We start from the raw sequence: 25904 nt of genomic DNA on the forward strand, positions 1-25904 counted from the left end.
CTGGTAGTTCAGTTGGTTAGAATACCGGCCTGTCACGCCGGGGGTCGCGGGTTCGAGTCCCGTCCAGTCCGCCATCTTTTCCGATGTAAAAGGAAATGGAAAGACCATGGATCATACGATCTGAATGTCTCTCTGGTTCGTCAGCTTTACTATTTTACCTGCAATAAACGATTCATCCCGCAAATACGATTTCTCTGAAACGGTTTACCGTTGCTTCCCTCAAAAGACAGAATGATTTCTCGGGCACAATAGCACCGGCCATGTCCGCTGGAATACTGCTACCGCCTGCATTGCCTACGCCTCGTTTTTTAGTTATTGATCTAGTCTGTTTGACGCTGGTTACTGCCTGAGCAGTAGCGCCGTGACCCTGTGCGTCACCCGGTCCTGATGCTGACAACCGACGGTTACAGTCGCTTGTGGTCAGTCATACCCGGCAATCAGAGTGCTTCCGTTCACCTTCAGTAATAGCCGAACCAGCCACATCGCTGGCAGCTGTGCCTGAGGAGCCCATCGTCGTCCTGGTCACTTGATACTGGTAACAACACGCCAAAAACCCGGGGATACAAGCCCATGTGGTTATTTATGACACCAGTCTGATAAAACTGCCTTTCTGTGAAACGAGTCATGCACTTGTCACAGACAAAAGCTAACGTCAGCCCTGCTTGAAGAGATGGCAATACGGAACCTTCGCGGTTTCAGTGCATCTTATACAACAAGCAGAGAGTGTCGAAAGGATTTTGGCACACCAGCTGCTTGGTAATTGGTACCACAAACAACAATAAGTCGCTTCTGATTGCAGAGGCATAGTTCGAGTCAGCTAAAAAGAGCTGATCATAAAGGAAAAGGAGAAAGATATGTCGGATTACACAGATGAGCTGCTAGATACCAGCTACGACGAGTACGATGACGACGTCGATGACGCCGTAGAAATGTAAGTCCCGGTTACAACTGCCGATACTGGCGTGGTGTTTCATTCGTCCAACGTTTGAAAGCACGCTGGAAGGCAGTTGCTGAACCAAACCCCGTTAAATAAGCAATTTCCCCCATGGTCAACGGCGTTTCTCTCAGATAACACGTTGCCAATTCCCGCCTTGCCTCATTCAAGACCTCTTGAAAACAGGTATTTTCTGCCGCCAACAAGCGTTTGATCGTCCAGCCGGGTTTCCCCATTTGCGCCGCCACATCCGCCAACTCCGGTGTCTTGCCCTTGAGTAATGGCGAAATCGCCCGAGCCACCTGCTCTGCCATCGACAAACCATGCCGCACTTGCAGTAATTCGGCTTCAGCCAGATCACACAGATAACGAAACTGGGATGCACAAGGATGGCTCAACACTCGTTCAAGGGCGCCATCACGGAGCACCAGCGCATTACACCCCGCACCGAACTGCACCGGACATGGCACAAACCGGCCATAGGCCTCGGCATAATCCGGAGCCTCAAATTCAATACAAAGCGACGCCACAAGCTGATCACCACAGGCCTGGTTCAACACGTTCATCCAGCCCACCAGCACCGAATCAACAACAAAACGATTAAACTCGTTATAGGGGCTGATCGAATAAAACTGTAGCCGCCCTCGCCCCTGCTCAACCACAAATGCCGAACGACCACGGGCATTAAAGCTGAACAATAATTCATAACGCACCAGCGCTTCGCAGGCCTCACGCAAGGTTGATGCACTGTGAGCAATCAAACCCGCCAGCCCCAGATTGGCAGGCCCTGTTAACGACCCCATACGCAGCCCCAGCCAGGGAGCTGCCGACGCCTCAATCAAGGCATGACCAGCACGCATAAAGCGCGGAATACTGACGCGGTTACCGGGTAACGCCAGCCGCGAGGCCGGTAACTGATATCCTTCCAGCACGGCTGTCGGATCAACCCCCTCAGCCCGGGCGGCACGGGCGAGTAATTCGACATAGGCGACGGACAGATCTCCCAGCTTCATGATTCAGGCATCAAAGCCATCCGACGAAGAGGACACGACCGGATGATCATTCCCCGACTCAAACGACGTCAGAAAACGGTAGGATAACGACATCATCACCAACGAGATCAGGCTGGTTACATAAGAACCAAAGGCGGCCAGATAATTCAGCAAGGTATTGTCCAGTAAAAACAGCAGCAGGAATGGCCCACTGATCAGTAGCGGCGCAATCCACACCACCATGACCAGCCGCGAACCGTTACCCTTGCTCAGCTTCCAGGCTCGCTGGAAACTGGTGGTCTGGCCAACGGCGATTTCAGGCAAGGTTATCGCCAGCCGCGCACTCACATACAAGCCCGTCATAATGGCAAGCGCCCCCCCCAGCACCATCATTTGCTGCACTTGCAGCAATGCAAACAGTATTACTATTGGCGTAATCACAACCGAAGTCGCCAGCCCCATCAGCATCAATCGCATCAGATAACGCCACTCTTCCCGACGCCAGATGCCTTTTTGAACCAGACTTTTTTCCGGCATCAGCGTCATCCGATGACAGGCTGTCGCAAACACAACGCCCAACAACATGGAGACCAGCATAAACCCCAGCTGCCCGAATAGATGAGACTCCGACATCCAGGTACTACTGACCCAGTCCAGCCCCGCCAACAACAGCATCACCGGCAAGAATCGAGCGCTGACAATGCCCCGCTTGACCCACAACAATCCTAGTGACTCCTGCACGATATCCATCACCGGCAAGTCTGCATCGAGACCCAGTGGGCTCTTCATTCCTTTCTCCTGCTTGTTATGTCAATAATCACCGTCATCGCCAGTATAACCAAAGCGGATAGGTGGCTCATCTGCATGGCGCCCCGATACAGACCCGGTTTATCCATAAATGACTCCCCGCCCATCGACGGCAAGATGCAATACTCGACGAGATTATCACGACATTGCGATCCCAGGTTCATCGGTGCGGCGGTATCGTTGACCGAACCTTCCGATGATATTCAACTCATAACAAGCCAGGGTGCTCTGCCATAGCGGGAGTTTTCCCCTGTTCTGTGCGGTTGGAGGGTTAGCCTGTCAGTAACCAAAACACAATCATTGCACCAGTCGTCGCACACCGGTAATGATTTGGCGCATTCTTAACCTGTCATTAACCCTTACGCGGTGAGAATAGAATCAATCGAGACAGACACATTCGCAGGAATAACCATGAGACAGGCCAGCCGGTCTGTTGATTGGATCGGGAAGCTGATTGCACCAGCATTATCACAACCAGAGGAATTTACGATGCGTTTGAAATACAAAAATGTGGCACTGGCCATGGTAACGGCCGTTATGTTGGCAGCTTGCGCAGGCCCTCATCACGGTGGTAGTGGTGGCCACAGTCATGATGGCAAGGCACATGACGGGAAGTCACATAGCAGTAAAGATTACAAGGAAGACCACCGCTAATACCACTGCCATAACGATGCTGACTCTGTCCATATCCGCGATAACGGACATGGACAGAGCCACCGATATGGACAAATCCGCTAAACGGACAACGACGCTCCCTGCGCGAGTTCGACCTGTCCTGCAGCAATACGAACCGGATAAGCCTTGACCGTTACTGCGTCATCTTCCAGGCATTCCCCCGTCGCCAGATCAAAATGCTGCTTGTACAGCGGCGAAGCCACTACGTAGCGCTCACCGATAGAGCCAACAATGCCACGAGACAACACATTGGCTCTGCCTATCGGGTCGTAATTGCCAATTGCAAACACCTGTTCAGTCTGGCCAAGACGAAACAGCGCCACCTGCTCTCCCTGATGCAAGGCACACACCCCGGTATCAGGGGCAATATCGGTCAACGCACAAATCTGAGTCCACTGAGTCATGGGATTTTTCCTTATTTGCCAGAATTCAAATCAACGAGTTCGATACGTTCAACATCGGTGGCCGGACGGCGCTGCCCCCGCTCACGGACATACAGCAAGTTATCGTCTGCCGCATCGGCATTGATGTAATGTTGGAAACGCTTCATTTTTTCAGGGCTTTCGATGGTTGTTTTCCACTCGCACTGGTACGTACCCACCACTTTCGTCATGCCGTTTTCCAGCTCATCCGCAATGGCCAGCTTGTCGTCAATCACCACCTGTTTCAGGTAGTCCAGCCCTCCTTCCAGATTTTCCAGCCAGACCGATGTACGCTGTAAGCGATCGGCGGTGCGAATATAAAACATCAGCACCCGGTCGATATAACGAACCAGGGTTTCATCATCCAGCTCGGTCGCAAACAGATCGGCATGGCGAGGACGCATCCCCCCGTTACCGCAGACGTACAGGTTCCAGCCTTTTTCGGTGGCGATCACACCAATATCCTTGGATTGGGCTTCAGCACACTCACGGGTACACCCGGAAACACCGAACTTGATCTTGTGCGGTGAGCGTAACCCCTTGTAGCGATCTTCCAGAGCAACAGCCATCGACACCGAATCCAGCAGGCCATAACGACACCAGGTAGAGCCCACACAGGACTTCACTGTTCGCAGTGATTTGCCATAGGCATGGCCGGTTTCGAAACCGGCATCCACCAGTTTTTTCCAGATTTCTGGCAGCTGATGTAGTTGTGCGCCAAACAGATCGATCCGCTGACCACCGGTAATCTTGGTGTACAGATCGTAGTCACGGCCGATTTCCCCCAGAACAATCAACTTTTCCGGAGTAATTTCACCAGCGGCAATACGCGGAACAATCGAGTAGGTACCGTCTTTCTGCATGTTACCGAGGAAAATATCGTTGGTATCCTGCAGGCCAATGTGCTCGTCCTTGAGAATGTATTCGTTGTTGAATGACGCCAGAATCGAGCCCAGCGCGGGCTTGCAGATTTCACAACCGTGGCCCTTGCCATGGCCTTCCAGCACCTGCTGGAAGGTCGTGTATTCTTGCACCCGGACGATATCGGCCAACTCAACACGGGTGTAGGCAAAGTGTTCACAAATATCGGTGTTCACTTCGACGCCCAATGCTTCCAGCTCGGCATCCATCACCTGCTTGACCAGCGCCGTACACCCACCACAACCGGTTGATGCCTGTGTGGCACTTTTAATATCTCCCATGGTGCAGCAACCGCCTTGCACCGCCTCGCTGATATCGCCTTTGCTAACGTCGAAACAGGAGCAGATCTGGGCCGTATCCGGCAAGGACGACACCCCCAGCCCAACCGCTTCCTGGCCATCCATTGCAGGCAGAATCAAGGCTGCCGGATTACCGGGAATATCCATGTCGTTCAGCATCAGCTGCAACAAGGTACCGTAGGCTTCGGAATCCCCAACCAACACGGCTCCCAGCAGTTTTTTTCCATCCGCAGAAACCACCAGTCGCTTGTAGACTTCGGCGACATCGTCACTGAACACATAACTGTGCGACCCGGCCGTGCGGCCGTGGGCATCGCCGATCGAAGCGACTTCAACTCCAAGCAGTTTCAGCTTGGTGCTCATATCCGCACCCTGGAAGGCGCTGGTGGCCGGTTCATGGGTTACGAGCTGGCTGACAATATGCCCCGCCGTCACCTTGGCCATCGCGTAACCCGGAGCGACCAAGCCATAGATTTTGTTATCCCACAGTGCACATTCGCCAATGGCGTAAATATCGTCTGCCGAAGTCTGGCAATAATCATTAATAACGATGCCGCCGCGCTCACCGATTTCAAGATTGAACTGGCGCGCCAGTTCGTCTTGCGGGCGAATACCGGCCGAAAACAAAATCATGTCGGTTTCCAGAAAGGTACCGTCCACAAAATTCATGCGATAGCGGCACTCTTCACCGGCCACAATCTCTTTGGTGTTTTTCTCGGTATGTACCTGGACACCCAGGCTTTCGATTTTGCGCCGTAACAGCTTGCCGCCGCTTTCGTCCAGCTGCACCGCCATCAGGCGTGGGGCAAACTCGACAACATGGGTTTCCAGGCCGGCAGCTTTCAAGGCATTGGCCGCTTCCAGACCCAACAAGCCTCCTCCCACAACCACACCGGTCTTGCTGACTTTGGCGGCAGCAGAAATTGCTTCCAGATCTTCAATAGTGCGATAAACCAGACAGTGAGGCTGGTCTTTACCGGGAATCGGCGGCACAAACGGATAGGAACCGGTTGCCAGTACCAGCTTGTCGTAGCCTTCTTTGCGGCCACTGGCGGTGGTAACGGTTTTTTCGTGGGCATTAATCTCCACCACCTTGTCGTTCAGCGTGTAAATAACACCCTGGGACTGGTAGTCAGATTCGGTGGTCAAGGCGAGGTCTTCAGCGCTGGAGCCGGAGAAATACTTGCTCAGCTGCACCCGGTCATAGGCCAGACGCGGTTCTTCTGAGAAGGTAATAATATCGAATTCGGAGGAATGTTCTGAGGTGGCCAGTGTGTTGATAAAATTATGACCGACCATGCCGTTGCCAACAACGACGACGCGTTTCTTGCTCATGAGGGGAATCTCTCTATCTCATCATACGGATATGTGTCTCCTGTGTGCGTCGTTGCTCTGACCTTCTTTTTGCTCCATTGCAAAAAAAGGCATCAATCCGAGACAGCAATTAGGGTGCCAAGTCATAATAACGACCTGCTGTCTTCATAACCCAGTAGCCCGCCTGCTGGCAGCACCGCCACCTGCAATCCGCATAGTGAGTGCTTGAACACCCGACCTTCTCCTGCATCATGGTTGTAGTGATCAGCATAAACAGCTCCCGATACAGCGCCCCCGCACCCTCCTTTTCCCGTAATCAGACACCTTGTCTCGCACCATCAGCAAACACTGACAACCCCAAATGCGCCATGAGCGTGCAAGAATTCTCCCTGATTGGCTTGTCAGCCAGCAATATCTGGCACCACTGCCCCGCCGCCTCTTTTCTACCCTCGTATTCCCTGCTTTCTCCTCTATCAACCGCCGGAACCCCAGCCGGCTGACCCATAGGGGGCATCTATTTAATCCGGTGCTCACTCTGGGCTACCGGATGGTTTCGAATCACGAAGCCGACTTGCAGGCCTGACGGGTCAAGTCAAAAGTCGGCGACACCGAGTCGAGATCATCCGGCAGCCCCCGAAGGGCGCGGGTTGCCGCCGTCCAGTGCGGTGTTGACGAATTTGAAAAGGACTCGTCATTTCGCTGCATTCGTCGCCTTGCCCTGAACAACGGCAACTCTCGCGCAGAGCCGTGCAGGATTAAATGGATGTCCCCCATAGGCCGCTTCTTCACACCTCACCAAACGCGCCACAAGCATCACGATTTCTGGCAATTCAGAATGATCAGACAGCCGTTGGCATTTTTCTTGAATGTTTACTTTCTGAAATCTGTCGACGCTTTGGCTCGACCATGTGCATTGCCGGTACCAGCGTAGGTACCGCTCATCATTGTTTTACTGTTGTGCAAACAGAGCATTGGCGCTCACTGACTTATGTCAGTGGGCGCTTTTTTTTTGCGTATTGGAAAGCCCTTATGACCCAGACTCACAGCACCGCCAGCATTACCCACACCACTTGCCCCTATTGCGGCGTAGGCTGTGGCGTAACCGTCCGTCAGCATGGCAATGTGCTCTCACCGGTATCCGGTGACATACAACATCCTGCCAATGCTGGCCGCCTGTGCGTCAAAGGGTCTTCATTACATGAAACCGTCGACCAGATTGACCGGCTGCTTTATCCCACGGTATTGGGTAAACGTACCAGCTGGGACAACAGCCTCAATCTGGTGGCCGACAAAATGCAGCAAGTCATCCATGATCACGGCCCGGATGCCGTGGCCATTTATGCGGCCGGACAAATCCTGACGGAAGACTATTACGTTGCCAACAAACTGATGAAGGGGTTTATCGGCAGCAGCAACCTGGATACCAATTCCCGCCTTTGCATGGCATCTGCCGTGGTTGCCCACAAGCGGGCTTTTGGCTCCGATACCGTGCCCGGCTGTTACGACGATCTCGAAGAAGCCGACCTGTTGATTCTGGTCGGCAGCAATGCCGCCTGGGCACATCCGATTCTGTTTCAACGTATCGCTGCCGCCAAGCAGGCCCGCCCCGAGATGAAAGTAGTGGTCATTGACCCACGCCGCACCGCCACCTCTGACCTGGCCGACTTGCAGTTATCGCTTCGTCCAGGCAGTGATGCCCTGCTGTTTAACGCCCTGCTGTGCTGGCTGAGTGATCACGATGCCCTCGACCATGATTTTATCCAGCAACACTCGGAAGGCTTTGCCAGTACATTACAAGCAGCGCGCGACAGCACCCCGGACTCATTGCAGGAATGCGCCCAACAACTGGGCCTGGACAAGCACGATCTGGAAACATTTTTTCAATGGTTTGCCAGCACCGCCAAAACCGTCAGCGTTTTTTCACAAGGCATTAACCAAAGCAGCAGCGGCGTCGACAAGGGTAATGCCATTATTAATGCCCACCTCGCCACCGGACGGATCGGCAAACCCGGCGCCACTCCCTTTTCCGTCACCGGGCAGCCCAATGCCATGGGCGGCCGTGAAGTCGGTGGTCTGGCCAACCAGCTGGCAGCGCATATGGATTTTTCTGCCCCGGAGGTCGACCGGGTACGGCGCTTCTGGCAGGCTCCCAACGTTGCCACTCGCCCGGGCCTTAAAGCCATTGAGCTGTTTGATGCCGTCAAGCGCGGCGATATCAAATTCCTCTGGATCATCTCCACCAACCCGCTGGTCAGCATGCCGGATGCCGATGACGTCAAGGCCGCCCTGGCCCGTTGCGAACTGGTGGTCGTCTCTGACTGCATGGCCAATACCGACACCACGGCCGCCGCCCATGTGTTATTACCCGCCGCCAGCTGGGGAGAGAAAAACGGCACCGTCACCAATTCCGAACGCTGTATCTCCCGCCAGCGCAGTTTCTTGAGCCCTGCCGGGGAAGCCAAACCGGACTGGTGGATACTGGCCCAGGTCGCTCAGCGCCTGGGATTCGAAAAAGCCTTTGACTACCAGCACCCAGCCGAGATTTTTGACGAATACAGCCGCCTGACCGGCTTTGAAAATAACGGTGAACGCGACCTCGACCTGTCTGGCCTGAGCGGCCTGAGCCGGAGCCAGTACGATGCCATGGCCCCCACACAATGGCCGGTCAATCGCCAGTACCCACAAGGCCGCAAACGCTTTTTTGACGACCAGCGGTTTTACACCCCCAGCCAGAAGGCCCAATTTATTGCAATCACCGCGGCACTGCCCGCCTCCCGCCATCAGGATGGCAGCCTGATCATGAACACCGGCCGGGTACGCGACCACTGGCACACCATGACCCGCACGGCAAAATCAGCCCGACTGGCGCAACATATTCGGGAACCTTATGTAGATATTCATCCAGACGACGCCAAGCGCCTGACATTGGTCGATGGTGCCCTGGCCCGCATCAGTAATCACCGGGGGAAAATACTGCTGCGCACCAATATCACCACTAACCAGCGAGCGGGAGAAATCTTTGTTCCGATGCACTGGACCAGCCGCTACGCCAGCGCCGCCCGCATGGGCGTATTAATCGATAAAAGCTGTGACCCGTTTTCCGGCCAGCCAGAACTGAAATACACCGGTGTCGAAGCCGAACCTTTCCCGACCGCCTGGCAGGGCATGATACTCAGCCGCCATGACCTCGGCGCCGTTCCTTGTGACTATTGGGTGTACGGCCTCAACGACGGCTGTCACGGCTATGAAATCGGCGGTAACCAGCCTCTTGAACAGATACAAGACTGGGCACAACAGCAACTCCCCGACGCCGAATGGCTGACCCTGCATGACCCGGACACCCAACATATGCGGCTACTGGCGATTGTGGATCAACAACTGGCGCTGGTACTGTTTGTTCATCAGGATCAGGCCATTGGCACCCGCCAGTGGCTGGTGGAACAGTTTGCCCAGACCAGCCTGACCATTACGGAGCGTAAAGCGCTGCTGGCCGGACGCCCCCTAGAAGGTGTCGTTGATCAGGGGCGTATTGTCTGCTCCTGTTTCGGTATTGGTGAAAACACCATTCGTGACGCTATTCGCAGTGGCTGTCACTCCGCTGACCAACTGGGTGACACGCTGAAATGTGGCACCAACTGTGGCAGCTGTGTACCAGAACTGAAGGCCCTGATTCAAGACACCCACAGCGAGTGCAGTTAATCTGGACGACCTTGTTCAGCTTTTGGTCGATTTGGGAATCAGCTTCAGTAATGCCCGACCCTCGTCATCGGTCAAGAGCAGCCAGGTATCATGTAACCAGCGGTACTGACTGGCTCCCTGTAAGGCCGCCAAAAATCTCTGTTCCTGCATCATCAGGGCCGGAGCACAGGCTTTGCGGGTACTGATCAGTTGATCAAAACGGATATCACCATTATCCAGCTGCTGCCAGCGCCCGGAGTACTGATTGCAGCCGGAGGAACCGCTCACCTGGCCATCCATCCCAAAATTCACGGTAATCATGGAGTAATCGATGATGCCGCCCTGGTTAATATCCTCCACCTGCCATTCAAGCGCCGATGCCAGACTGGTTGACGCCGATGCCACAGCGTCTTGCTGACCAGCCGTGGAATCGTTACTGACAGAGGCAGGGACTGGACTCTGACTGCTGCAAGCCCCCAAAGCGGCAACCATTATTATTGAGGAACATAGCCTAACGATCGTTTTCACAGCGACTCCCGATACCTTTTGTCAGTAAATTGAAAAGACCGATTATGACCGATACCATCCAGAAAATATCCGGATTATATAACCGCGACCATGATCAAATCAGCGCCCATGCCGTTGAGGCAACAGTGTCGGGGGGGTATATCGAGGGTACGTCGAGCCAACATCGCAAGCAGACCTGTGGAACTCCAGTTCAGCCCAAACGACGGATGCGTGATACTTTTGTGTCATTCTTGTGCCCGAAAGTGATCACCACCTCTAAGGTTATTCCTAAAACAACTTAAAACTATCCCTTTTAATACTTGAGGGAAATAATAGAAGTTTGGGATAATACGCCCCCTGATTTTCAGGCTTGGCTACTTTTTAATCACAGCGGAGCAACCACTGCATGACCGAGTATTTACTGATTCTGGTCAGTACCATTCTGGTAAACAACTTTGTACTGGTACAGTTTCTCGGTTTGTGTCCATTTATGGGCGTTTCCAACAAGCTGGAAACCGCCATCGGCATGGGTGCCGCAACCACCTTTGTGCTGACACTGGCCTCGCTGTGCAGTTATCTGGTGTACACCTTCCTGCTGGTGCCACTGGAGCTGGTATACCTGAAAACCATCAGCTTTATTATGGTGATTGCCGTCGTTGTCGGTTTTACCGAATTGGCTATTCGGAAAACCAGCCCATTGCTGTATCGGGTTTTGGGTATATTCCTGCCCCTTATTACCACCAACTGCGCCGTTCTGGGCGTCGCCTTGCTGAACATCAAACGCGATAACAGTCTGGTTGAATCCATCCTTTATGGCTTTGGCGCTGCGGTTGGCTTCTCTCTGGTTATGGTGCTGTTTGCCGCCATGCGTGAACGTATTGCGGTCGCGGATGTACCCAAACCTTTTCAGGGGTCGGCCATTGCCATGGTCACCGCCGGTTTGATGTCACTGGCATTTATGGGATTCACCGGCCTGGTCAGCATCTGACCGGAACGAACAAGGCACTACTATGACAACAGTTCTGATTGCAGTAACCGTACTGGCGATTCTGGCCCTGATTTTTGGTGCCATTCTTGGTTTTGCGGCAGTACGTTTCAAGGTTGAAGGCAACCCCATCGTTGACCAGATCAACGACCTGCTGCCGCAAACCCAATGTGGCCAGTGCAGTTACCCTGGCTGCAAGCCTTACGCCGAAGCCATTGCCAACGGCGAGAAAATCAACAAGTGTCCTCCCGGTGGCGAGGGTACGATTCAGTCTCTGGCGGATTTACTTGGTGTCGAGCCAGAACCACTGGATGCCGAACACGGTGCTGAAAAAGCCCTGCCCACCGTCGCGGTTATTCGTGAAGCCGAATGTATCGGCTGCACCAAGTGTATCCAGGCTTGCCCGGTAGACGCCATTATTGGTGCCGCCAAACAAATGCACACCGTCGTTGCAACAGAATGTACCGGCTGTGATTTGTGTGTTGAGCCGTGCCCGGTGGACTGCATCGATATGGTGCCGTTAACACCGACGACCAACACCTGGTATTGGCAAGCACCCACCCCCGGGGTTGAGTTGATTGCAACCGATCGTCAGCCCAATACCCACGACACCAGCAGTAATGACCACAAAGGACAAGCCGCATGACCCATCAGATTCAGCTGCACAGCTTTGATGGGGGCATTCACCCGGCAGAAAACAAACAGCAAAGCACCCGCACACCGATTCGCCCTGCACCACTGCCCGCCCTGCTGACGCTGCCACTGGGCCAACATATCGGCGCACCGGCAGTGCCTTGCGTTGCTGTCGGTGAACGCGTGCTTAAAGGTCAGCTTGTCGCGCACGCAGATGGTTTTGTCAGCGTGCCCCTGCATGCGCCCACTTCCGGTACGGTGGTGGCGATTGAAGACCGGCCGGTTCCCCATGCTTCTGGATTGACCGCGCTTTGTCTGATCATCGAGCCGGATGGCCAGGAACAGTGGATCGAGCACCAAAGCCTGCTGGATGAACTGGGGGTCACGTCTCTTGAAGATATCGCCGCCAGTGATCTGGTTGAGCGTATTCGTGGCTGCGGTATCGCTGGTATGGGTGGCGCGGGTTTTCCGACCGCGGTCAAACTGGCCGTTAAACGTGACGATAACGGCAACAGCCCGATCAATACCCTGATCATCAACGGCGCGGAGTGTGAACCTTATATCACCGCCGACGATATGTTGATGCGTGAACGGGCCGACGAGGTGATTCATGGTATCCGCGTATTGCTACATATTCTGGGTGCCCAGCGTTGTCTGGTAGGCATCGAAGACAACAAGCCAGAAGCGATTGCCGCGTTAAACAACGCATGCCAGTCGCTCGACCAGTCCAGCCAGATCAGTATCGTTGCCATTCCGACCAAATACCCGTCGGGTGGTGAAAAACAGTTAATCCAGATTCTGACCGGCGAGGAAGTACCCTCTGGCGGCATTCCCGCCAACCTGGGAATCGTCTGCCAGAACGTCGGCACCGCCAGCGCCATTTATCGTGCGGTTTACCATGGCGAACCACTGATCAGCCGCATCACCACCGTCACCGGTGACGCCGTCAGTGATCCCGGCAACTGGGACGTCATGCTGGGAACACCGGCATCGCACCTGTTGCAGTTATCCGGCTATCAGCCACAGCCATTGCCACGCGTCATTATGGGAGGCCCGATGATGGGCTTTACCCTGCCGGATGACTCGCTGCCGCTGGTCAAAACCAGCAACTGCCTGTTAGCCCCCAGCGTGACAGAAATGCCCGTTAACGAAGCCGCCATGGCCTGTATTCGTTGCGGTATGTGTACTCTGGCCTGTCCAGCCCAATTATTGCCACAGCAATTGTACTGGTTCAGCAAGGCAGAAGAATTCGACAAGGCCGAACAGCACAACCTGTTTGACTGCATTGAATGTGGTGCCTGCTCGTATGTTTGCCCCAGCCAGATTCCGCTGGTGCAGTATTACCGCCACGCCAAAGGGGCGATTCGTGAAGAACGCGCCGCCCATCAAAAATCCGAACAGGCCCGTGAACGGTTTGAACGTCGCCTGGCTCGACAAGAGCGTGAAGCGGCTGAAAAAGAAGCCAAACGCAAGGCCCGGGCCGAAGCCGCTGCTCTGGCAGCAGCCAATAAAAAAGCCGCTGCCGCGGCGGAGAACAGTGCTTCAGCCACTCCCGCCGCCAGTGGTGGCTCAAGCAGTAGCCCAGCGGCGGCGGCCTTGACCTCGCCAGCGCTGGAAAAACTACAAAAGCAGCTGACTGCCGCCCAGACCGCGATCAGCAAAACCAAAGAAAAACTCTCGGCCGCACAACAAGCGTTGTCCGCCGGGGACGAAGACCAGCAAACCAAGGTAGCAGCCCTGGAAAGTGCACTGGTCAAGGCCCAGACACGGATGAAAGATCTGGCCAAAGACATTGCCGCCGAGAAAAAAGCCCTCAAGGCGCAACCGGCAGCCGCGACAGATACCGCCGCCGGCCCCGACAAGGGCGACCCCAACAGCCCGGAACGGCTGCAACGCAAATGGGAAACCGCCCAGGCACGCCTGGATGCCGCCATCAAGCGACTGGAAGAAGCCAAGGCTCAAGGTCTGGATACGGTCGCAGCACTGGAAACCGGCATCGTCAAACAGCAACAGCGAGTTGATGAAGCCAAGGCCGCCTGGCAAGCCGTAACCGGCGCGTCGGTAGCGACAAACACAGACAGCACCGAACCCAGCAGCCAGTCCTCCGCAGAGGCCGACGCAGTACGTAAAAAAATCCGTGCCGCCCAAGACCGCCTCAACAAGGCACAGGAACGACTGGCCATGGCCCGAGAGCAACAACTGGATACCGTCGATGCCCTGACTCTGGGTGTTAACAAACAGCAGGACAAGCTCAACGCCCTGACTCAACAGCTGGCTGAGCTGGAGCAAACGGCCAGCCAAACGACTACCACAAGTGGAACCGACTAATGGCGTTGATGACCCTTTCTTCCCCTCACGCACACGGTAACAACAGCACCCAAAAGGTGATGCTGACGGTCACTCTGGCCACCCTGCCAGGGCTGGCGGTAATGACCGCCTTGTTCGGCTTTGGCACACTGATTAACGTGGTGCTGGCGGCACTGTTCGCGATCGCCACCGAAGCCCTGATACTCCGGATTCGTCAACGTCCGGTGATGTTCTTCCTGAAAGACAACAGCGCCCTGCTCACCGGGGTACTGATTGGCCTGGCGCTGCCACCGCTGGCCCCCTGGTGGATCACCCTGGTGGCCACGGCGTTTGCGATTATCTTCGCCAAACAGCTGTACGGCGGTATGGGCAACAACCCGTTTAACCCGGCCATGATCGGTTACGCCCTGGTGCTGATTTCCTTTCCACTGCAGATGACCACCAACTGGGCACTGTCCAGCCAGATGGGAGCTTCCGTTACCGGGCTGGGTGATGCCCTGTCAGTAATTTTTGCCGGTGGCAGTGCCGACGCCTTTAGCGGCGCCACACCGCTGGATAGCTACAAGCACCTGATCAGCAATAAAACGGCCACAGAAGTCCTGACCGACACCACCTTTAATGGCTGGCTGAACGGTGGTTGGGAATGGGTCAATCTGGCCTTTCTGGCCGGTGGTCTGGTGCTGCTCTGGCGACGTATCATTACCTGGCATATTCCGGTGGCCATGCTGGCCGGACTGTCGCTGTGCTCACTGATACTGGGATGGGACGCCGATATGTACACCCCGGCTTCACTGCACTTGCTCAGTGGCGCAACCATGTTGGGAGCCTTTTTTATTGCCACCGACCCGGTATCAGCGGCTACCACGCCACTGGGAAAACTGATCTACGGCGCCGGCATCGGGATTCTGCTCTATATCATCCGGACCTGGGGCTCTTACCCCGACGCGGTGGCCTTTGCCGTGTTGCTGATGAACTTTGCCGCTCCCTTTATTGATGCCTACACCCAGCCACGCACCTATGGTCATGCCAAGGCCAATCGCGGCCTGAAAAAACCGGAGGCCAAATAATGAAAGAGTTACTGGCTTCCATTCAGCGTAATGCCATTGGCCTGGGACTGTTTGCCATCGTCACCGCGGGTGCCATCGCCATCGCCCAGGTCGGTACAGCCGACCGCATTGCCCATAACATGCGTTTGGCGCAGTCCCGTGCGCTCAACGAAATCATCCCGGCCAACCAATACGACAATGACCTGCTCACCGACGTGATCAGCGTAAACCGGAACTTTGATACCCGGCTGTTAGGCCCTCTCCCCGACGATGCCAGTATTCATCTGGCGCGCCACCAGGGACAGGTGACGACCGTGATTTTGCCGGTGGTCGCGCCAGACGGTTACACCATGGAGATCGGCTTGCTGGTTGGTATTCATGCCGATGGCCGCCTTGCTGGCGTACGGGTAATCAGCCACCGCGAAACCCCTGGACTCGGTGACAAGATCGACCTGAAAAAATCCGACTGGGTCATGGCATTTAACGGCAAGTCATTGCTATCCCCAGCAGAAAGTGCCTGGGCCGTCAAAAAAGACGGCGGCGATTTCGACCAGTTTACCGGTGCCACCATTACCCCAAGAGCGGTCGTGACTGCGGTCAAACACGCGCTGCAGTTTTTCGAACGACACCAAACCCAACTGCTGAGCTATCCGCTGCCTGCATCGGCCAGCCGTGTGGAGAATCATTAATGGCTACCAAATCCCTGCGGGATATTTCCCTCGACGGCTTATGGAACAACAACCCGGCCCTGGTCCAGTTACTTGGCCTTTGTCCATTGCTGGCGGTGACCGGTTCGGTTGTGAACGCCCTGGGCCTTGGCCTGGCCACCATGATGGTGCTGATTGGCTCCAACTTTTCGGTCTCGCTGATTCGTAACCACGTACCGGATGCGGTGAGGCTGCCTGCCTTTGTGATGATTATCGCCTCCTTTACCACGGTCGCCGAACTGGTGATGCAAGCCTTTACCTACGAGCTGTATCAGGTGCTGGGGATCTTTATTCCCCTGATCGTCACCAACTGCGCGATTCTGGGCCGCGCTGATGCCTTTGCCTGCAAAAATCCTATCCTTCCCTCCATCGTCGACGGCTTTATGATGGCGTTGGGCTTTACCGCCGTCCTGGTGGTGCTGGGTGCCATGCGTGAAATACTGGGTCAGGGTGTGATTTTCTCCAATATGCAGCTGCTGTTTGGAGCGGATGCCGCACACTGGAAAATAGAGCTGTTCAGCGATTATCCGGATTTTCTGTTTGCAATTCTGCCACCAGGTGCCTTTATGGCCATGGGCTTGCTGATTGCGGTGAAGAACATCATTGATGGCCGTATCAAAGCGGCGGCAGAAGCGGCCAAGGCACCAACGGAAGTCGGTGGCAAACGGGTACGAGTGACCGGCAAGATCGGCTGACCCACACAATATCACCGCAGGGCCCGGCTCCGTCCGTGGCCATTTCACTCTGGAATAACCGGAGCGGGAAATAACCAGAGGGAAACAACCGGGACACCCAAATCAGGATGGACTCAAAACACGGCTGCCCATCAGCGGAGCAGCCGCATCGCAATAACAGTCCCAGTCTCCAGCCCCTCCAGCAACCCCGCCGTTAAAACATCAGTGCCGCACTCATCCGTACCGTGCGCGGCTCCATCACATGGTAGTGCAAGCCTTCCTGCGCTTCGCTTTCTCCAGCCAGCTGGCTTTCGTACCAGTAGTCGATGTCATGGTCATCGCTATCGAGCAGATTGAGCACTTCCAGACCAAACTGCCAACTCTGTAACTCCAGCTGTGTGGCGGCATTAAGCACCAGGTTGCTGCCTGCCCGTTCCGAGTTATCTTCAAGCAACGCACGAGGGCCAATGTAGCGCATACGCAAGCTGCCAGACCATGGCTGAGCGGACGGCGTCGCGCCAATATAGGTCAAGCCAGCCTGAGCAACGGATTCCGGAGCACCCGGAATGTAGTCGCCATCATCCGAGCTGTCGCGAAAGCGGGCGCGGGTATAAGCGTACTCCAGGTCGGCGTTCCAGGCTTCGGTAAGGTTGAGGTAGCCGGTCATTTCTATCCCTTGCCTGCGTGATGACCGGGTGGCTTCCGTGTTACCGGCGTCACCAACAAACAGCAGCTCGCTATCAAGATCCAGTTGCCACAACACCAGTGAAGCATTCAGGCGTTCGGCTATCAGACCACGCACGCCCAGCTCATAACCGATGGAGTCCACCAGTGGATCAACGGCATCAACGGCGCTGCCATCCGCCGGATCCACCTGAATAGTGGTACCGCGCGCATCGTTGGAGTGCAGCCCTTGCCCGATCGACAGATAGATTTCCCGGTTTTGATCCGGTGCGTAGACCAGGCTGCTTTTCAACGACAGGTTAGTATCATCCGCAGTGCCGCTGTTGGCGCTCAGATCAACGCCGTTCTGGTTCACATCCACCCGGCTGTCTACGTCAAAATCAAAGTAGTCGTAACGTACGCCAATCATGGTGCGCCATTGCTCGTTCCAGTACAGCGTGGTATCGGCAAACAAGCCCAGGCTTTGCTGGGTCACTGCGTCGCTGCGAATGGTACCAAGGCGCTGGCGTTCAGTGGTGTGATACAGACCCACTTCATCAATATCATCAAGCTGGTAGTCCGCCCCGATGCGGGTACTGGCAACCACACCGGCCAGCTCGGATTGCTGCCGATATTCGATCTGGCCGCCGTAGATCCAGCGATGATCGACCTGTTCAAACTGATCACCATTGTCGCTGTCATCCAGGTAATAAGTGAAGTTCGACCACAGGTTCATATTGTAGCGAATAGCGTAGGCCGACAGGCTCAGGTTGGCGCTTTGCCATTGGCTATTGATGCTGTAGCGGTCACTCTTGCCGCCGACAGTGTCGTCAAGTGAACCCAGTTCATCAATCTGGCCGCTGGCCACTGCCCGTTCCGGGATCTGATCGGCGCTGTTCCATTGGTTGTCGTAACCCATCAGGCTGATCGACCAGTCGCCACCGGCTAGCGGCTGGCGGTATTTCAGCCATACATTGGTTTTATCAATGTCTTCGCTCACATCCGTCCAGGGGCCATCGTAACCCTGTTTTTCCAGGGCGTAGAAGAAGTCCCCCGTACCGGTGTTAACACTGTCCATCAGCAAGCCGCGCTGATAGGCATCCTGCCCCAGGGTGATTTTGGCGAGGCCCTTATCCAGCCGGGAAGCCGTCGTGAACGCTGCGTTGCCGGAGCTACTGAAGTCACCAATGCTGGCGTCGTAACTGCCCTTCTGGTATTCCAGCGATTGAATTGCTTCAGGAATCAGGAAATTCAGGTCGGTGTAACCCTGACCATGGCCGTGACTGCGCATATTGACCGGCATCTCGTCTACCAACACGGCAAAGTCAGTGCCATGGTCAAGATTAAACCCCCGCAGGAAATACTGGTTGGCCTTGCCCGAACCACTGTGTTGGGTCACCACCATGCCGGGGACCAGTTCCAGCACTTCACCGGTGCGCAGCAACGGGCGCACCTCAATGGCATCCTGATCAACGTACCCTTCGGAAGCAGAAATGGCCTCTCCCAGCATAGGTTTGCGGCCAAACACATGAATACTTTCCAGGTCATGATAGCTATCGTCCATGTCGCTGCCATGCGCATGGACCATCGCTGACAAACAGGCCAATACCACAGCCTGCGGCAAGACAAGCAGTGTATTAACCGCTGAATAAATAGAGGCGGAGCGTTTACGATTCATAAAGATTCCCGGATTACGGCCGTGCTTGCAACGGCTTGCCAGCCACGGTGTGGACAGTGTTATCCGGGTGATTGAAGCATTACAGGCCAATACCGATAACAGCTCGGTGTTGGTCATCGGTTATTAAAGATTTGCTTTCCAGATTTGCTTTCCAGGTGCGTCTCTCCGCTAACACCAGCTCCAGTCTGGGGCTGGCAGCAAAAAACACCTTAACAAACACCTTAACAAACAACGGAAGGTGTAAGATTGGGTCACTAAGTGGAAAATACTCAATCTTTTATGACCGTCTCACTGAAACGCTGGCTTGGTTTTCATCGCTGTCACTCTCGCACCCCAACGCTGGGTGAACGGGAAATTCTGGTGATGGAGCTGCTTTGGCAGCAGAGTCCGCAATCAGCCCAGTCTTTACAAGTACAGCAAGAAAACATCAGCCTCAGTACAGTGCAGAGTACCCTTGAGCGTCTGCACCGCAAACACCTGCTGGCACGGGAGAAAAGCGGCCGCTCCTATCTATACCGGCCACTGCTGCAGAAAGCTGATCTGGTGGCCTGTTTGTTGTCTGATATAGCTACAGATCTCGGCGATGCCAACGGCCAGGCACTGGTCGCCGGGTTTGTCGACTATCTGTCGGCCACGACTCCGGAGGCTCAAGGACAGTTGCGCCAGGCACTGGAACAAGACACCCCCTCAGCCGCCAACCCAAGCAATGATCAATAATCTGGCTCCTGAACTGACCGATGTATTTCTTGGTGGAGCCGTGGCGCTTTGTGGCTCTGCCTGGTTGTGCAGCCTTCTCACCGACCGGCTGTTACGTTTCGGCACCAGCTCATCTGCCCAGCAAGAGCGCTGGCTCTGGTATTGGAGCCTGATGCCCTGGATGGTTGGCTTGTGTGCAGGCCTTTGGCTGGCCAATCCCGACTGGCTTGGCTTCTGGTTTATCCCTCACTGTCACGGTGATCTATGCGGCGTCCATGCACCAGAACTGATTGAGTATTCCGCAACGGCAATTAACAGCCTGCTGGTCCTGAGTCTGATATTGGCCATGGTGCTGGGATCGCGCCTGTGGCAGTTACAGCGGCGGCATCGGCAACTGCAATTGATGCAGCACCTTTCAACTCTGGATCGCCAGCGCAATATTCGACTGGTGCCATCGACAAAGCGTCTGGCCTGGTGTGTTGGCTTTTGGCAGCCGGTGATTTACCTGTCACAAGGTTTGTTTGATGAACTGACCGAACGCGAACGCCGACTGGTGTTGATTCATGAACACAGCCACCAATGGCGGCGCGACAATCTCAGGCGCTGGTTGCTGCAACGGCTGCTTTGGTGCTGGCTGCCACAGACCCGCCGTCGATTAATATCCATGTATCATCAAGTAACTGAACATATCGCCGACGAACTGGTGTTGCAGCAAGGCTTTCAGCCACACGAGCTGACCAATCTGCGCGATCGCATGGCGACGAGTGATCCAGCATTGGCTTCCGAAACGGTTCTGCCATCAGCGTCGACAGCAACTGGCCGCTATCTGACAACCCTGCTGGCGCTGTTGGCCATCGTACAAATATTGCTGTTCGGGATGTTGCTGCACCCACTGCTGGATTATCTGTTTCTGCACTGAGTGATCCGCCACTCATAAACAGACACCCATTGTTGAAAGGATGCCTACATTCAGCTGAAATGGGTGTCCATCTTTAGTCGTGACACAGCAGGAAATTAAAACAACAAATCCCTGGCATCACATCTTTTTTTATAAAGGGTAAAGTCTTTGGCATAAACACGTTTTACCACCTCTATTAACTTGGGTGTATATAAAGAAGCAGGACTAGGGCACTTTCCTTGCCTCTTTAATATCGAAATATCAAAAGCATTTATTTGACTATAATCTTTATCATCCAATAGTTCATAACCATCAATACCATGCATGGTCAGTGGTCGAGCATCGATCACGTCAAGAGAAATCTTCTCTTTTAATGTGCTTATCGCTTTGGAAAAATTCTCCAAAGAAAAATAATCAGAATATTCTTTATACAATAAAAAATCACTTTGTTGACACCAGTGAATATCACTATTCAAAATATCTTTCTTTTGCAAAGATAAAACAAATGACTCAAAGGTCAAATCATCTAATTCAATGTTTCGATTCAGAACATCCCGATACATCCAGGCATTTATCTCTTTCGCAACAAATTTATCAAGAAAAACGCTTGCCAGGCGCCTGAACGGGCAACGTAAAACAACAAATTTATAGTTGGCTCGCACTGCTTCTGCCAAAGAAGGTATAAATGTACCATTATTATTATGTATCCAATGGCCTTGCTCTATTCCATCAATACAACCATTAGCGACAGCAACAGATAGACGCATAGTTGAACAGCCATTTTTAGGTATAAAACTATAAATAGCATTAGCATGAAACAACGTCATTGCATGTTGCATCGCAAACTGGTGTTGATCATTTTTCGGCAGGGATAGCTGACTTCCAGATGAGTATTTAAACAATGACATAATAATCCTGATTCTGGTTCGAGTAATTTATTTTAAAATAAAATCACAAGAATTTACATAATACATTCCTGATAATCAAGCCATCTTTTTACAATAGAGCCAGCCGAACGAAATAAATCCGAGAAAATCTATTTCAACTTGTGGTTATTGGTTCTATTCTTTAATTGCCATCCAACATTTTATTTGTAAGATTCAGCAGTAATTTCTGGGATTTTCATGAATAAACAAGCGAATAAGCCGGATAAAAACAAGCCGGACACCCACTATTAAACAGATACCTATATTTCATCCTTCCAATGGGTATCCATTCAAGAGCGTTAGTGGGTGTCCACCTTCAGCATTAGTCCATCAATTCAAGTGCATTCAAGTGGGTGTCCATCTTCAGAAACTGACCATCCAGGTCGGCAACCAGCCCACCGCCCAGCGTTCTGCCAGTTTGTCGATCCCCAACAGCACCGACAGACCCAGCAACAGCATCATGCTGCCCAACAGGTATTTGCCAGCACGACCACCGGAAATCATCCGGTTATTCAACCGTCGTAATGCCGCCGATGAGGTCAGCCCGGCAACGATCATTACCGCTGCGGTTCCCAAACCAAAGGCCAGCATAATCACAAAGGCCAATGCCAGATCCTGCCCTACCGACGCCAGTGCAATCGCCGCTCCCAACGTTGGCCCCACACAGGGCAACCAGACAATACCGGTTAACAAACCAGTGCCAAATGGCCCCATCCAGTCGAGTTTGGCGCTGTTGATATTGCGTCGCGACATCCACATCGACAAACGCAGAGTCAGCGCATCCGCCAACGGCCGGATCACCAGAATCAGCCCCATCACAATCAACAGTGCCGCCGAGAAGTAACGGAACAGTTCCGGGTCCAGACCCAGACTGACCAATACAAAGGTCAGCAGCGAACCGGCAATCGCAAACGCCAGACTGAGCCCGGCTCCCATCGCCAGCACGCCCATCTTGCCATTGGCACGGGCAACCCCGACAGTCATCGGCAATAGTGGCCAGACACAAGGAGAAAGAATGCTGAGCATACCGGCAACAAATGCCAGTGGAATCGACGAAAACTCCAGCATGATCAGCAGCCGATCCGTTGTTTCAAGGCATCTGTGATCACATTTTGCCGTGTTTCAGCGACACTGAACCAGCTACGTTCACCGCCGGTATACAACACAAAAGTGGACTGCCGTGGTGCCTTGAAATGACGCACCCATTCTTTTTGATCATCAAAGTCGACCTGTAAAATGGTCAGATCACACTGGGCATGCTCTTTCTGGAAGGCAGACAGTACTTCGCCCTGCAACTTGCAGGTCGGACACCACACCGCATGAATATCAACCAGCACCGGGGCTTGCTGCTCGACCAGTGCCTCAAACCGCTCTTGTGTGAAGGGTTCAAACAGGCCTTCGGCGGCGGTGGCCCAATGGGAAAAAAATGCCAGACAAGCCATCAATAGCCAGTTATTCCGGCTCGTCGTCGAGCGCAGGAAGTTAACAGAACGGGACATAAACATACTCTTGTAGTCAGGGAATTTACTTTACAGTCGTTTATCAGACTGTTTTCTTACAGGTAATTCCTGCTTCAACGCAAAAACCCCACAAAAAAAATCGCTCCAAAACAGGGCAAAAAACAATCCCGATCGCCCAGAATTAATGCATAGCCAGTACAGTTCTGGATAAAAATGCCAGAACTGCGTCTTGTATTGCCCATTGTATTTTGCCGACCTAGCCACGATGCTGATCACAAGGGGTCATGAACGATTTCAGTGCATTATTTGAGCAACAGTAACTTATTGGCACTTTTATTGAATAACAGAGCGAAGCAAGCAAACGCTTTTATTACTCGATACTACTCACACAGGGAGCACACTATGTTGAAACAAGTGACGATGGCTGCAACAGGCCTCGTACTCGGTCTTTCTATGACAGCACAAGCCGGAACGCTGGAAGATGTACAGAAACGAGGTTCCGTATCCTGTGGTGTCAGCACTGGACTGGCCGGTTTCTCTCAAAAAGATGAAAAAGGCAAGTGGAGCGGTATCGACGTTGATGTCTGTCGCGCCGTTGCTGCTGCCGTACTGGGTGACGCTGACAAGGTTCAGTACAAGCCACTGACCGCCAAGGAGCGTTTTACCGCGCTGCAATCTGGCGAAGTCGATATGCTGTCCCGTAACACCACCTGGACCCTGACCCGTGACGTATCACTGGGCCTGAACTTTGCCGGTGTCAACTACTACGATGGCCAGGGCTTTATGGTTTCGAAAAGCCTCGGCGTCAGCAGCGTGAACGACCTTGACGGTGCTGCGGTTTGTATTCAGGCCGGTACAACTACCGAACTGAACCTGGCGGATTATTTCCGCGCCCACGGCATGAAATACACCGCGATCACCTTTGATACCTCCGACCAGACCCGTTCCGGTTTTGAAAGTGGCCGCTGTGACGTACTGACTTCCGACCAATCCCAGCTGTATGCCCTGCGTATTGGCCTGAAAAAGCCATCAAGCGCCATGGTATTGCCAGAAGTCATCTCCAAAGAACCTCTCGGACCCGTAGTACGTCAGGGTGACGACGCCTGGTTCAACGTTGTGAAATGGTCACTGGCTGCCTTGATTGAAGCTGAATTCCTCAATGTCACCAGCAGCACGGCATCCAAACTGGCCAAGTCCGGTACACCGGAACAACAACGTCTGCTGGGTAACACCGGCGACGCAGGCTCCAAACTGGGCCTTGACGCCAAGTGGGCCTATAACATCGTCTCTCAAGTAGGTAACTACAGTGAAGTCTTCGAGCGTAACGTCGGCTCTGGCTCACCACTGAAAATTGCCCGCGGCCTCAACGCCCAGTGGAACAAGGGCGGCATTATGTATTCCAACCCGATCCGCTGATCGCCACGATGACATTCACCCGCCTTTTGGCGGGTGAATGCGTTTTACCGGATACAGAGAGAGACCTATGACCAACGGTACGCGCCCTACCCAGCCTGCGGGCTCGGCTCCCGCGTTTTATAATAACCCCCGTTTCCGTGCCTTGTTTTACCAGCTGCTCCTGGTAATCGGGATCGGATATCTTGTATTTCTGATCATCAGCAATACCCTCGCCAATATGGAATCCCGGGGTATTCAGACCGGCTTTGATTTCCTCAGCACCACGGCCGGCTTCGACATTCTGATGACCCTGGTGGATTACGACGCCACCCATACCTACTTCGATACATTTATTGTTGGCTTGCTCAACACCATACTGGTCGGTGCCATTGGTATTGTGCTGTCCACCATCATCGGCTTTTTGATGGGTGTTGCCTATTTTTCCAGCAACTGGCTGGTACAGCGCCTGTCAGTGGTGTACGTCGAAATATTCCGCAACATCCCTCTGCTGCTGCAAATTTTCTTTTGGTACTTCGCTGTCCTGGCGGCGTTACCCAGCGCCCGTAACAGTTACAGCCTTGGAGACGCTTTTTTCCTGAATATCCGCGGGCTGTATTTGCCCAAGCTGATTAGCGAACCCGGTGCCGGTCTGGTGTACGGCTCGATCGTTGCGGCCATCATCGGTATTTTTGCCCTGTACCGCTGGGCCAAACGCAAACAGGAACTGGAAGGTGTACAACTGCCGGTATTACGTCTGTCACTGGCCTTGCTGATCGGTTTGCCACTACTGGCAACTCTGTTGTCCGGTATTCCTTTCACGCTGGATTACCCGCAATTAAAAGGCTTCAACTTCCGTGGTGGCATCACCGTTATCCCCGAACTGATGGCACTGGCGGTTGCCCTGAGTATCTATACCGGTGCCTTTATTGCCGAAGCCGTGCGCGCCGGAATCCAGGCCGTGCCTCATGGCCAGACCGAAGCCGCACGCAGTATCGGCCTGAAAGACAGCCAGATCATGAAGTTGATCGTTGTACCACAAGCCATGCGGGTTATTGTGCCCATGCTCAACAGCGAATATCAGTCGCTGGTGAAAAACTCGACCCTGGCAACAGCCATCGGCTATCCCGACTTGTTTACCGTCTTTGTCGGTACCAGCCTGAACCAGACTGGGCAAGCCATTGAAATTGTCTTTATGACTCTGGCCGTCTACTTCGCCATCAATATGACCATTTCGTTCACCATGAACTGGTTCAACAGCAAAGTCAGCCTGGCAGAGAGGAAATAACC

The 25904-nt window shown here is 53.8% G+C and carries 22 protein-coding genes; 13 read left to right on the top strand and 9 right to left on the bottom strand.

What is annotated here, in order from left to right; translation table 11 throughout:
• Nucleotides 1-942: 942 nt before the first annotated feature.
• Nucleotides 943-1947 carry an AraC family transcriptional regulator gene (locus tag Q8W24_RS11390; protein WP_305415666.1) on the bottom strand — a complete coding sequence of 335 codons (1005 nt, stop codon included), beginning with the start codon at nucleotides 1945-1947 and terminating at the stop codon, nucleotides 943-945.
• Nucleotides 1948-1950: 3 nt separating this feature from the next.
• Complete coding sequence (locus Q8W24_RS11395; protein ID WP_303434558.1) at nucleotides 1951-2715, bottom strand: hypothetical protein; 765 nt, start codon at nucleotides 2713-2715, stop codon at nucleotides 1951-1953.
• Between the two features lie 429 nt (nucleotides 2716-3144).
• On the opposite strand from Q8W24_RS11395, the gene Q8W24_RS11400 reads away from it, so the two are divergent.
• Nucleotides 3145-3387, top strand: a complete 243-nt coding sequence (locus tag Q8W24_RS11400; RefSeq protein ID WP_305415667.1) for a hypothetical protein — start codon at nucleotides 3145-3147, stop codon at nucleotides 3385-3387.
• An 80-nt stretch (nucleotides 3388-3467) separates the two neighbouring features.
• Here the strand turns inward: Q8W24_RS11400 and nirD are convergent, their stop codons facing one another.
• Together nirD and nirB are read right to left on the bottom strand one after the other, a co-directional pair.
• On the bottom strand, nucleotides 3468-3812 hold the full coding sequence (nirD, locus tag Q8W24_RS11405) for a nitrite reductase small subunit NirD (protein WP_305415668.1): 345 nt from the start codon (nucleotides 3810-3812) through the stop codon (nucleotides 3468-3470).
• Between the two features lie 11 nt (nucleotides 3813-3823).
• Nucleotides 3824-6385 (bottom strand): nitrite reductase large subunit NirB, encoded by a 2562-nt coding sequence (nirB, locus tag Q8W24_RS11410; protein WP_305415669.1) that lies wholly within the window; start codon nucleotides 6383-6385, stop codon nucleotides 3824-3826.
• 1008 nt (nucleotides 6386-7393) lie between these two features.
• Here nirB and Q8W24_RS11415 point away from each other — a divergent pair.
• Entirely contained in the window at nucleotides 7394-10063 is a 2670-nt protein-coding gene (locus Q8W24_RS11415; protein WP_305475345.1) for a nitrate reductase, read from the top strand.
• A gap of 15 nt (nucleotides 10064-10078) precedes the next feature.
• On the opposite strand, the gene Q8W24_RS11420 is transcribed toward Q8W24_RS11415, so the two are convergent.
• On the bottom strand, nucleotides 10079-10447 hold the full coding sequence (locus Q8W24_RS11420) for an META domain-containing protein (protein ID WP_303434562.1): 369 nt from the start codon (nucleotides 10445-10447) through the stop codon (nucleotides 10079-10081).
• Nucleotides 10448-10614: 167 nt separating this feature from the next.
• Between Q8W24_RS11420 and Q8W24_RS11425 the strand changes: the two genes are divergently transcribed.
• The 7 genes from Q8W24_RS11425 (at nucleotide 10615) to Q8W24_RS11455 (ending at nucleotide 16922) form a co-directional block, all read left to right on the top strand.
• A complete protein-coding gene (locus Q8W24_RS11425) occupies nucleotides 10615-10851 on the top strand; it encodes a hypothetical protein (protein ID WP_305475347.1) in 237 nt (78 codons plus the stop codon).
• 104 nt (nucleotides 10852-10955) lie between these two features.
• Complete coding sequence (gene rsxA / locus Q8W24_RS11430; protein ID WP_303434563.1) at nucleotides 10956-11537, top strand: electron transport complex subunit RsxA; 582 nt, start codon at nucleotides 10956-10958, stop codon at nucleotides 11535-11537.
• Between the two features lie 22 nt (nucleotides 11538-11559).
• Nucleotides 11560-12180 (top strand): electron transport complex subunit RsxB, encoded by a 621-nt coding sequence (gene rsxB / locus Q8W24_RS11435; protein WP_303434564.1) that lies wholly within the window; start codon nucleotides 11560-11562, stop codon nucleotides 12178-12180.
• Nucleotides 12177-14495, top strand: a complete 2319-nt coding sequence (gene rsxC, locus Q8W24_RS11440; protein ID WP_305475349.1) for an electron transport complex subunit RsxC — start codon at nucleotides 12177-12179, stop codon at nucleotides 14493-14495. Before rsxB ends, rsxC begins: the two co-directional genes overlap by 4 nt.
• Nucleotides 14495-15541 (top strand): electron transport complex subunit RsxD, encoded by a 1047-nt coding sequence (gene rsxD / locus Q8W24_RS11445; protein WP_305475350.1) that lies wholly within the window; start codon nucleotides 14495-14497, stop codon nucleotides 15539-15541. The genes rsxC and rsxD overlap by 1 nt, the downstream gene beginning before the upstream one ends.
• The gene (gene rsxG / locus Q8W24_RS11450; protein WP_303434567.1) at nucleotides 15541-16209 is read left to right on the top strand and encodes an electron transport complex subunit RsxG; all 669 of its coding nucleotides are present in this window, start codon (nucleotides 15541-15543) and stop codon (nucleotides 16207-16209) included. Before rsxD ends, rsxG begins: the two co-directional genes overlap by 1 nt.
• A complete protein-coding gene (locus Q8W24_RS11455) occupies nucleotides 16209-16922 on the top strand; it encodes an electron transport complex subunit E (protein WP_303434568.1) in 714 nt (237 codons plus the stop codon). The genes rsxG and Q8W24_RS11455 overlap by 1 nt, the downstream gene beginning before the upstream one ends.
• 193 nt (nucleotides 16923-17115) lie before the next feature.
• On the opposite strand, the gene Q8W24_RS11460 is transcribed toward Q8W24_RS11455, so the two are convergent.
• Nucleotides 17116-19242: a TonB-dependent receptor gene (locus tag Q8W24_RS11460; RefSeq protein WP_305475352.1), complete on the bottom strand. Its 2127-nt coding sequence runs from the start codon at nucleotides 19240-19242 to the stop codon at nucleotides 17116-17118.
• Between the two features lie 279 nt (nucleotides 19243-19521).
• Between Q8W24_RS11460 and Q8W24_RS11465 the strand changes: the two genes are divergently transcribed.
• Nucleotides 19522-19959 (top strand): BlaI/MecI/CopY family transcriptional regulator, encoded by a 438-nt coding sequence (locus tag Q8W24_RS11465; protein WP_303434570.1) that lies wholly within the window; start codon nucleotides 19522-19524, stop codon nucleotides 19957-19959.
• Entirely contained in the window at nucleotides 19949-20857 is a 909-nt protein-coding gene (locus Q8W24_RS11470) for a M56 family metallopeptidase (RefSeq protein WP_303434571.1), read from the top strand. Before Q8W24_RS11465 ends, Q8W24_RS11470 begins: the two co-directional genes overlap by 11 nt.
• A 95-nt stretch (nucleotides 20858-20952) precedes the next feature.
• Here the strand turns inward: Q8W24_RS11470 and Q8W24_RS11475 are convergent, their stop codons facing one another.
• From Q8W24_RS11475 to Q8W24_RS11485, 3 genes are all read right to left on the bottom strand, one after another.
• A complete protein-coding gene (locus Q8W24_RS11475; RefSeq protein WP_305475353.1) occupies nucleotides 20953-21744 on the bottom strand; it encodes a sulfotransferase family 2 domain-containing protein in 792 nt (263 codons plus the stop codon).
• A gap of 381 nt (nucleotides 21745-22125) precedes the next feature.
• Entirely contained in the window at nucleotides 22126-22830 is a 705-nt protein-coding gene (locus Q8W24_RS11480; RefSeq protein WP_305475354.1) for a cytochrome c biogenesis CcdA family protein, read from the bottom strand.
• A 2-nt stretch (nucleotides 22831-22832) separates the two neighbouring features.
• On the bottom strand, nucleotides 22833-23261 hold the full coding sequence (locus tag Q8W24_RS11485; protein ID WP_303434574.1) for a thioredoxin family protein: 429 nt from the start codon (nucleotides 23259-23261) through the stop codon (nucleotides 22833-22835).
• A 363-nt stretch (nucleotides 23262-23624) separates the two neighbouring features.
• Here Q8W24_RS11485 and Q8W24_RS11490 point away from each other — a divergent pair, with 363 nt between their 5' ends.
• Together Q8W24_RS11490 and Q8W24_RS11495 are read left to right on the top strand one after the other, a co-directional pair.
• Nucleotides 23625-24638 carry an amino acid ABC transporter substrate-binding protein gene (locus Q8W24_RS11490; RefSeq protein ID WP_305475355.1) on the top strand — a complete coding sequence of 338 codons (1014 nt, stop codon included), beginning with the start codon at nucleotides 23625-23627 and terminating at the stop codon, nucleotides 24636-24638.
• Nucleotides 24639-24705: 67 nt separating this feature from the next.
• The gene (locus Q8W24_RS11495) at nucleotides 24706-25902 is read left to right on the top strand and encodes an amino acid ABC transporter permease (protein ID WP_305452903.1); all 1197 of its coding nucleotides are present in this window, start codon (nucleotides 24706-24708) and stop codon (nucleotides 25900-25902) included.
• Nucleotides 25903-25904: the final 2 nt, after the last annotated feature.

It is taken from the genome of Oceanobacter sp. 4_MG-2023, assembly GCF_030689165.1.
Taxonomy (GTDB): Bacteria; Pseudomonadota; Gammaproteobacteria; order Pseudomonadales; family Oceanobacteraceae; genus Oceanobacter.

Excerpts from the sequence above, each read along its gene's own strand:
- Q8W24_RS11390 (WP_305415666.1), bottom strand. The coding sequence starts at position 1,947 with ATGAAGCTGGGAGATCTGTCCGTCGCCTATGTCGAATTACTCGCCCGT.
- Q8W24_RS11395 (WP_303434558.1), bottom strand. The coding sequence starts at position 2,715 with ATGAAGAGCCCACTGGGTCTCGATGCAGACTTGCCGGTGATGGATATC.
- Q8W24_RS11400 (WP_305415667.1), top strand. The coding sequence starts at position 3,145 with ATGAGACAGGCCAGCCGGTCTGTTGATTGGATCGGGAAGCTGATTGCA.
- nirD (WP_305415668.1), bottom strand. The coding sequence starts at position 3,812 with ATGACTCAGTGGACTCAGATTTGTGCGTTGACCGATATTGCCCCTGAT.
- nirB (WP_305415669.1), bottom strand. The coding sequence starts at position 6,385 with ATGAGCAAGAAACGCGTCGTCGTTGTTGGCAACGGCATGGTCGGTCAT.
- Q8W24_RS11415 (WP_305475345.1), top strand. The coding sequence starts at position 7,394 with ATGACCCAGACTCACAGCACCGCCAGCATTACCCACACCACTTGCCCC.
- Q8W24_RS11425 (WP_305475347.1), top strand. The coding sequence starts at position 10,615 with ATGACCGATACCATCCAGAAAATATCCGGATTATATAACCGCGACCAT.
- rsxA (WP_303434563.1), top strand. The coding sequence starts at position 10,956 with ATGACCGAGTATTTACTGATTCTGGTCAGTACCATTCTGGTAAACAAC.
- rsxB (WP_303434564.1), top strand. The coding sequence starts at position 11,560 with ATGACAACAGTTCTGATTGCAGTAACCGTACTGGCGATTCTGGCCCTG.
- rsxC (WP_305475349.1), top strand. The coding sequence starts at position 12,177 with ATGACCCATCAGATTCAGCTGCACAGCTTTGATGGGGGCATTCACCCG.
- rsxD (WP_305475350.1), top strand. The coding sequence starts at position 14,495 with ATGGCGTTGATGACCCTTTCTTCCCCTCACGCACACGGTAACAACAGC.
- rsxG (WP_303434567.1), top strand. The coding sequence starts at position 15,541 with ATGAAAGAGTTACTGGCTTCCATTCAGCGTAATGCCATTGGCCTGGGA.
- Q8W24_RS11455 (WP_303434568.1), top strand. The coding sequence starts at position 16,209 with ATGGCTACCAAATCCCTGCGGGATATTTCCCTCGACGGCTTATGGAAC.
- Q8W24_RS11460 (WP_305475352.1), bottom strand. The coding sequence starts at position 19,242 with ATGAATCGTAAACGCTCCGCCTCTATTTATTCAGCGGTTAATACACTG.
- Q8W24_RS11465 (WP_303434570.1), top strand. The coding sequence starts at position 19,522 with ATGACCGTCTCACTGAAACGCTGGCTTGGTTTTCATCGCTGTCACTCT.
- Q8W24_RS11470 (WP_303434571.1), top strand. The coding sequence starts at position 19,949 with ATGATCAATAATCTGGCTCCTGAACTGACCGATGTATTTCTTGGTGGA.
- Q8W24_RS11475 (WP_305475353.1), bottom strand. The coding sequence starts at position 21,744 with ATGTCATTGTTTAAATACTCATCTGGAAGTCAGCTATCCCTGCCGAAA.
- Q8W24_RS11480 (WP_305475354.1), bottom strand. The coding sequence starts at position 22,830 with ATGCTGGAGTTTTCGTCGATTCCACTGGCATTTGTTGCCGGTATGCTC.
- Q8W24_RS11485 (WP_303434574.1), bottom strand. The coding sequence starts at position 23,261 with ATGTCCCGTTCTGTTAACTTCCTGCGCTCGACGACGAGCCGGAATAAC.
- Q8W24_RS11490 (WP_305475355.1), top strand. The coding sequence starts at position 23,625 with ATGTTGAAACAAGTGACGATGGCTGCAACAGGCCTCGTACTCGGTCTT.
- Q8W24_RS11495 (WP_305452903.1), top strand. The coding sequence starts at position 24,706 with ATGACCAACGGTACGCGCCCTACCCAGCCTGCGGGCTCGGCTCCCGCG.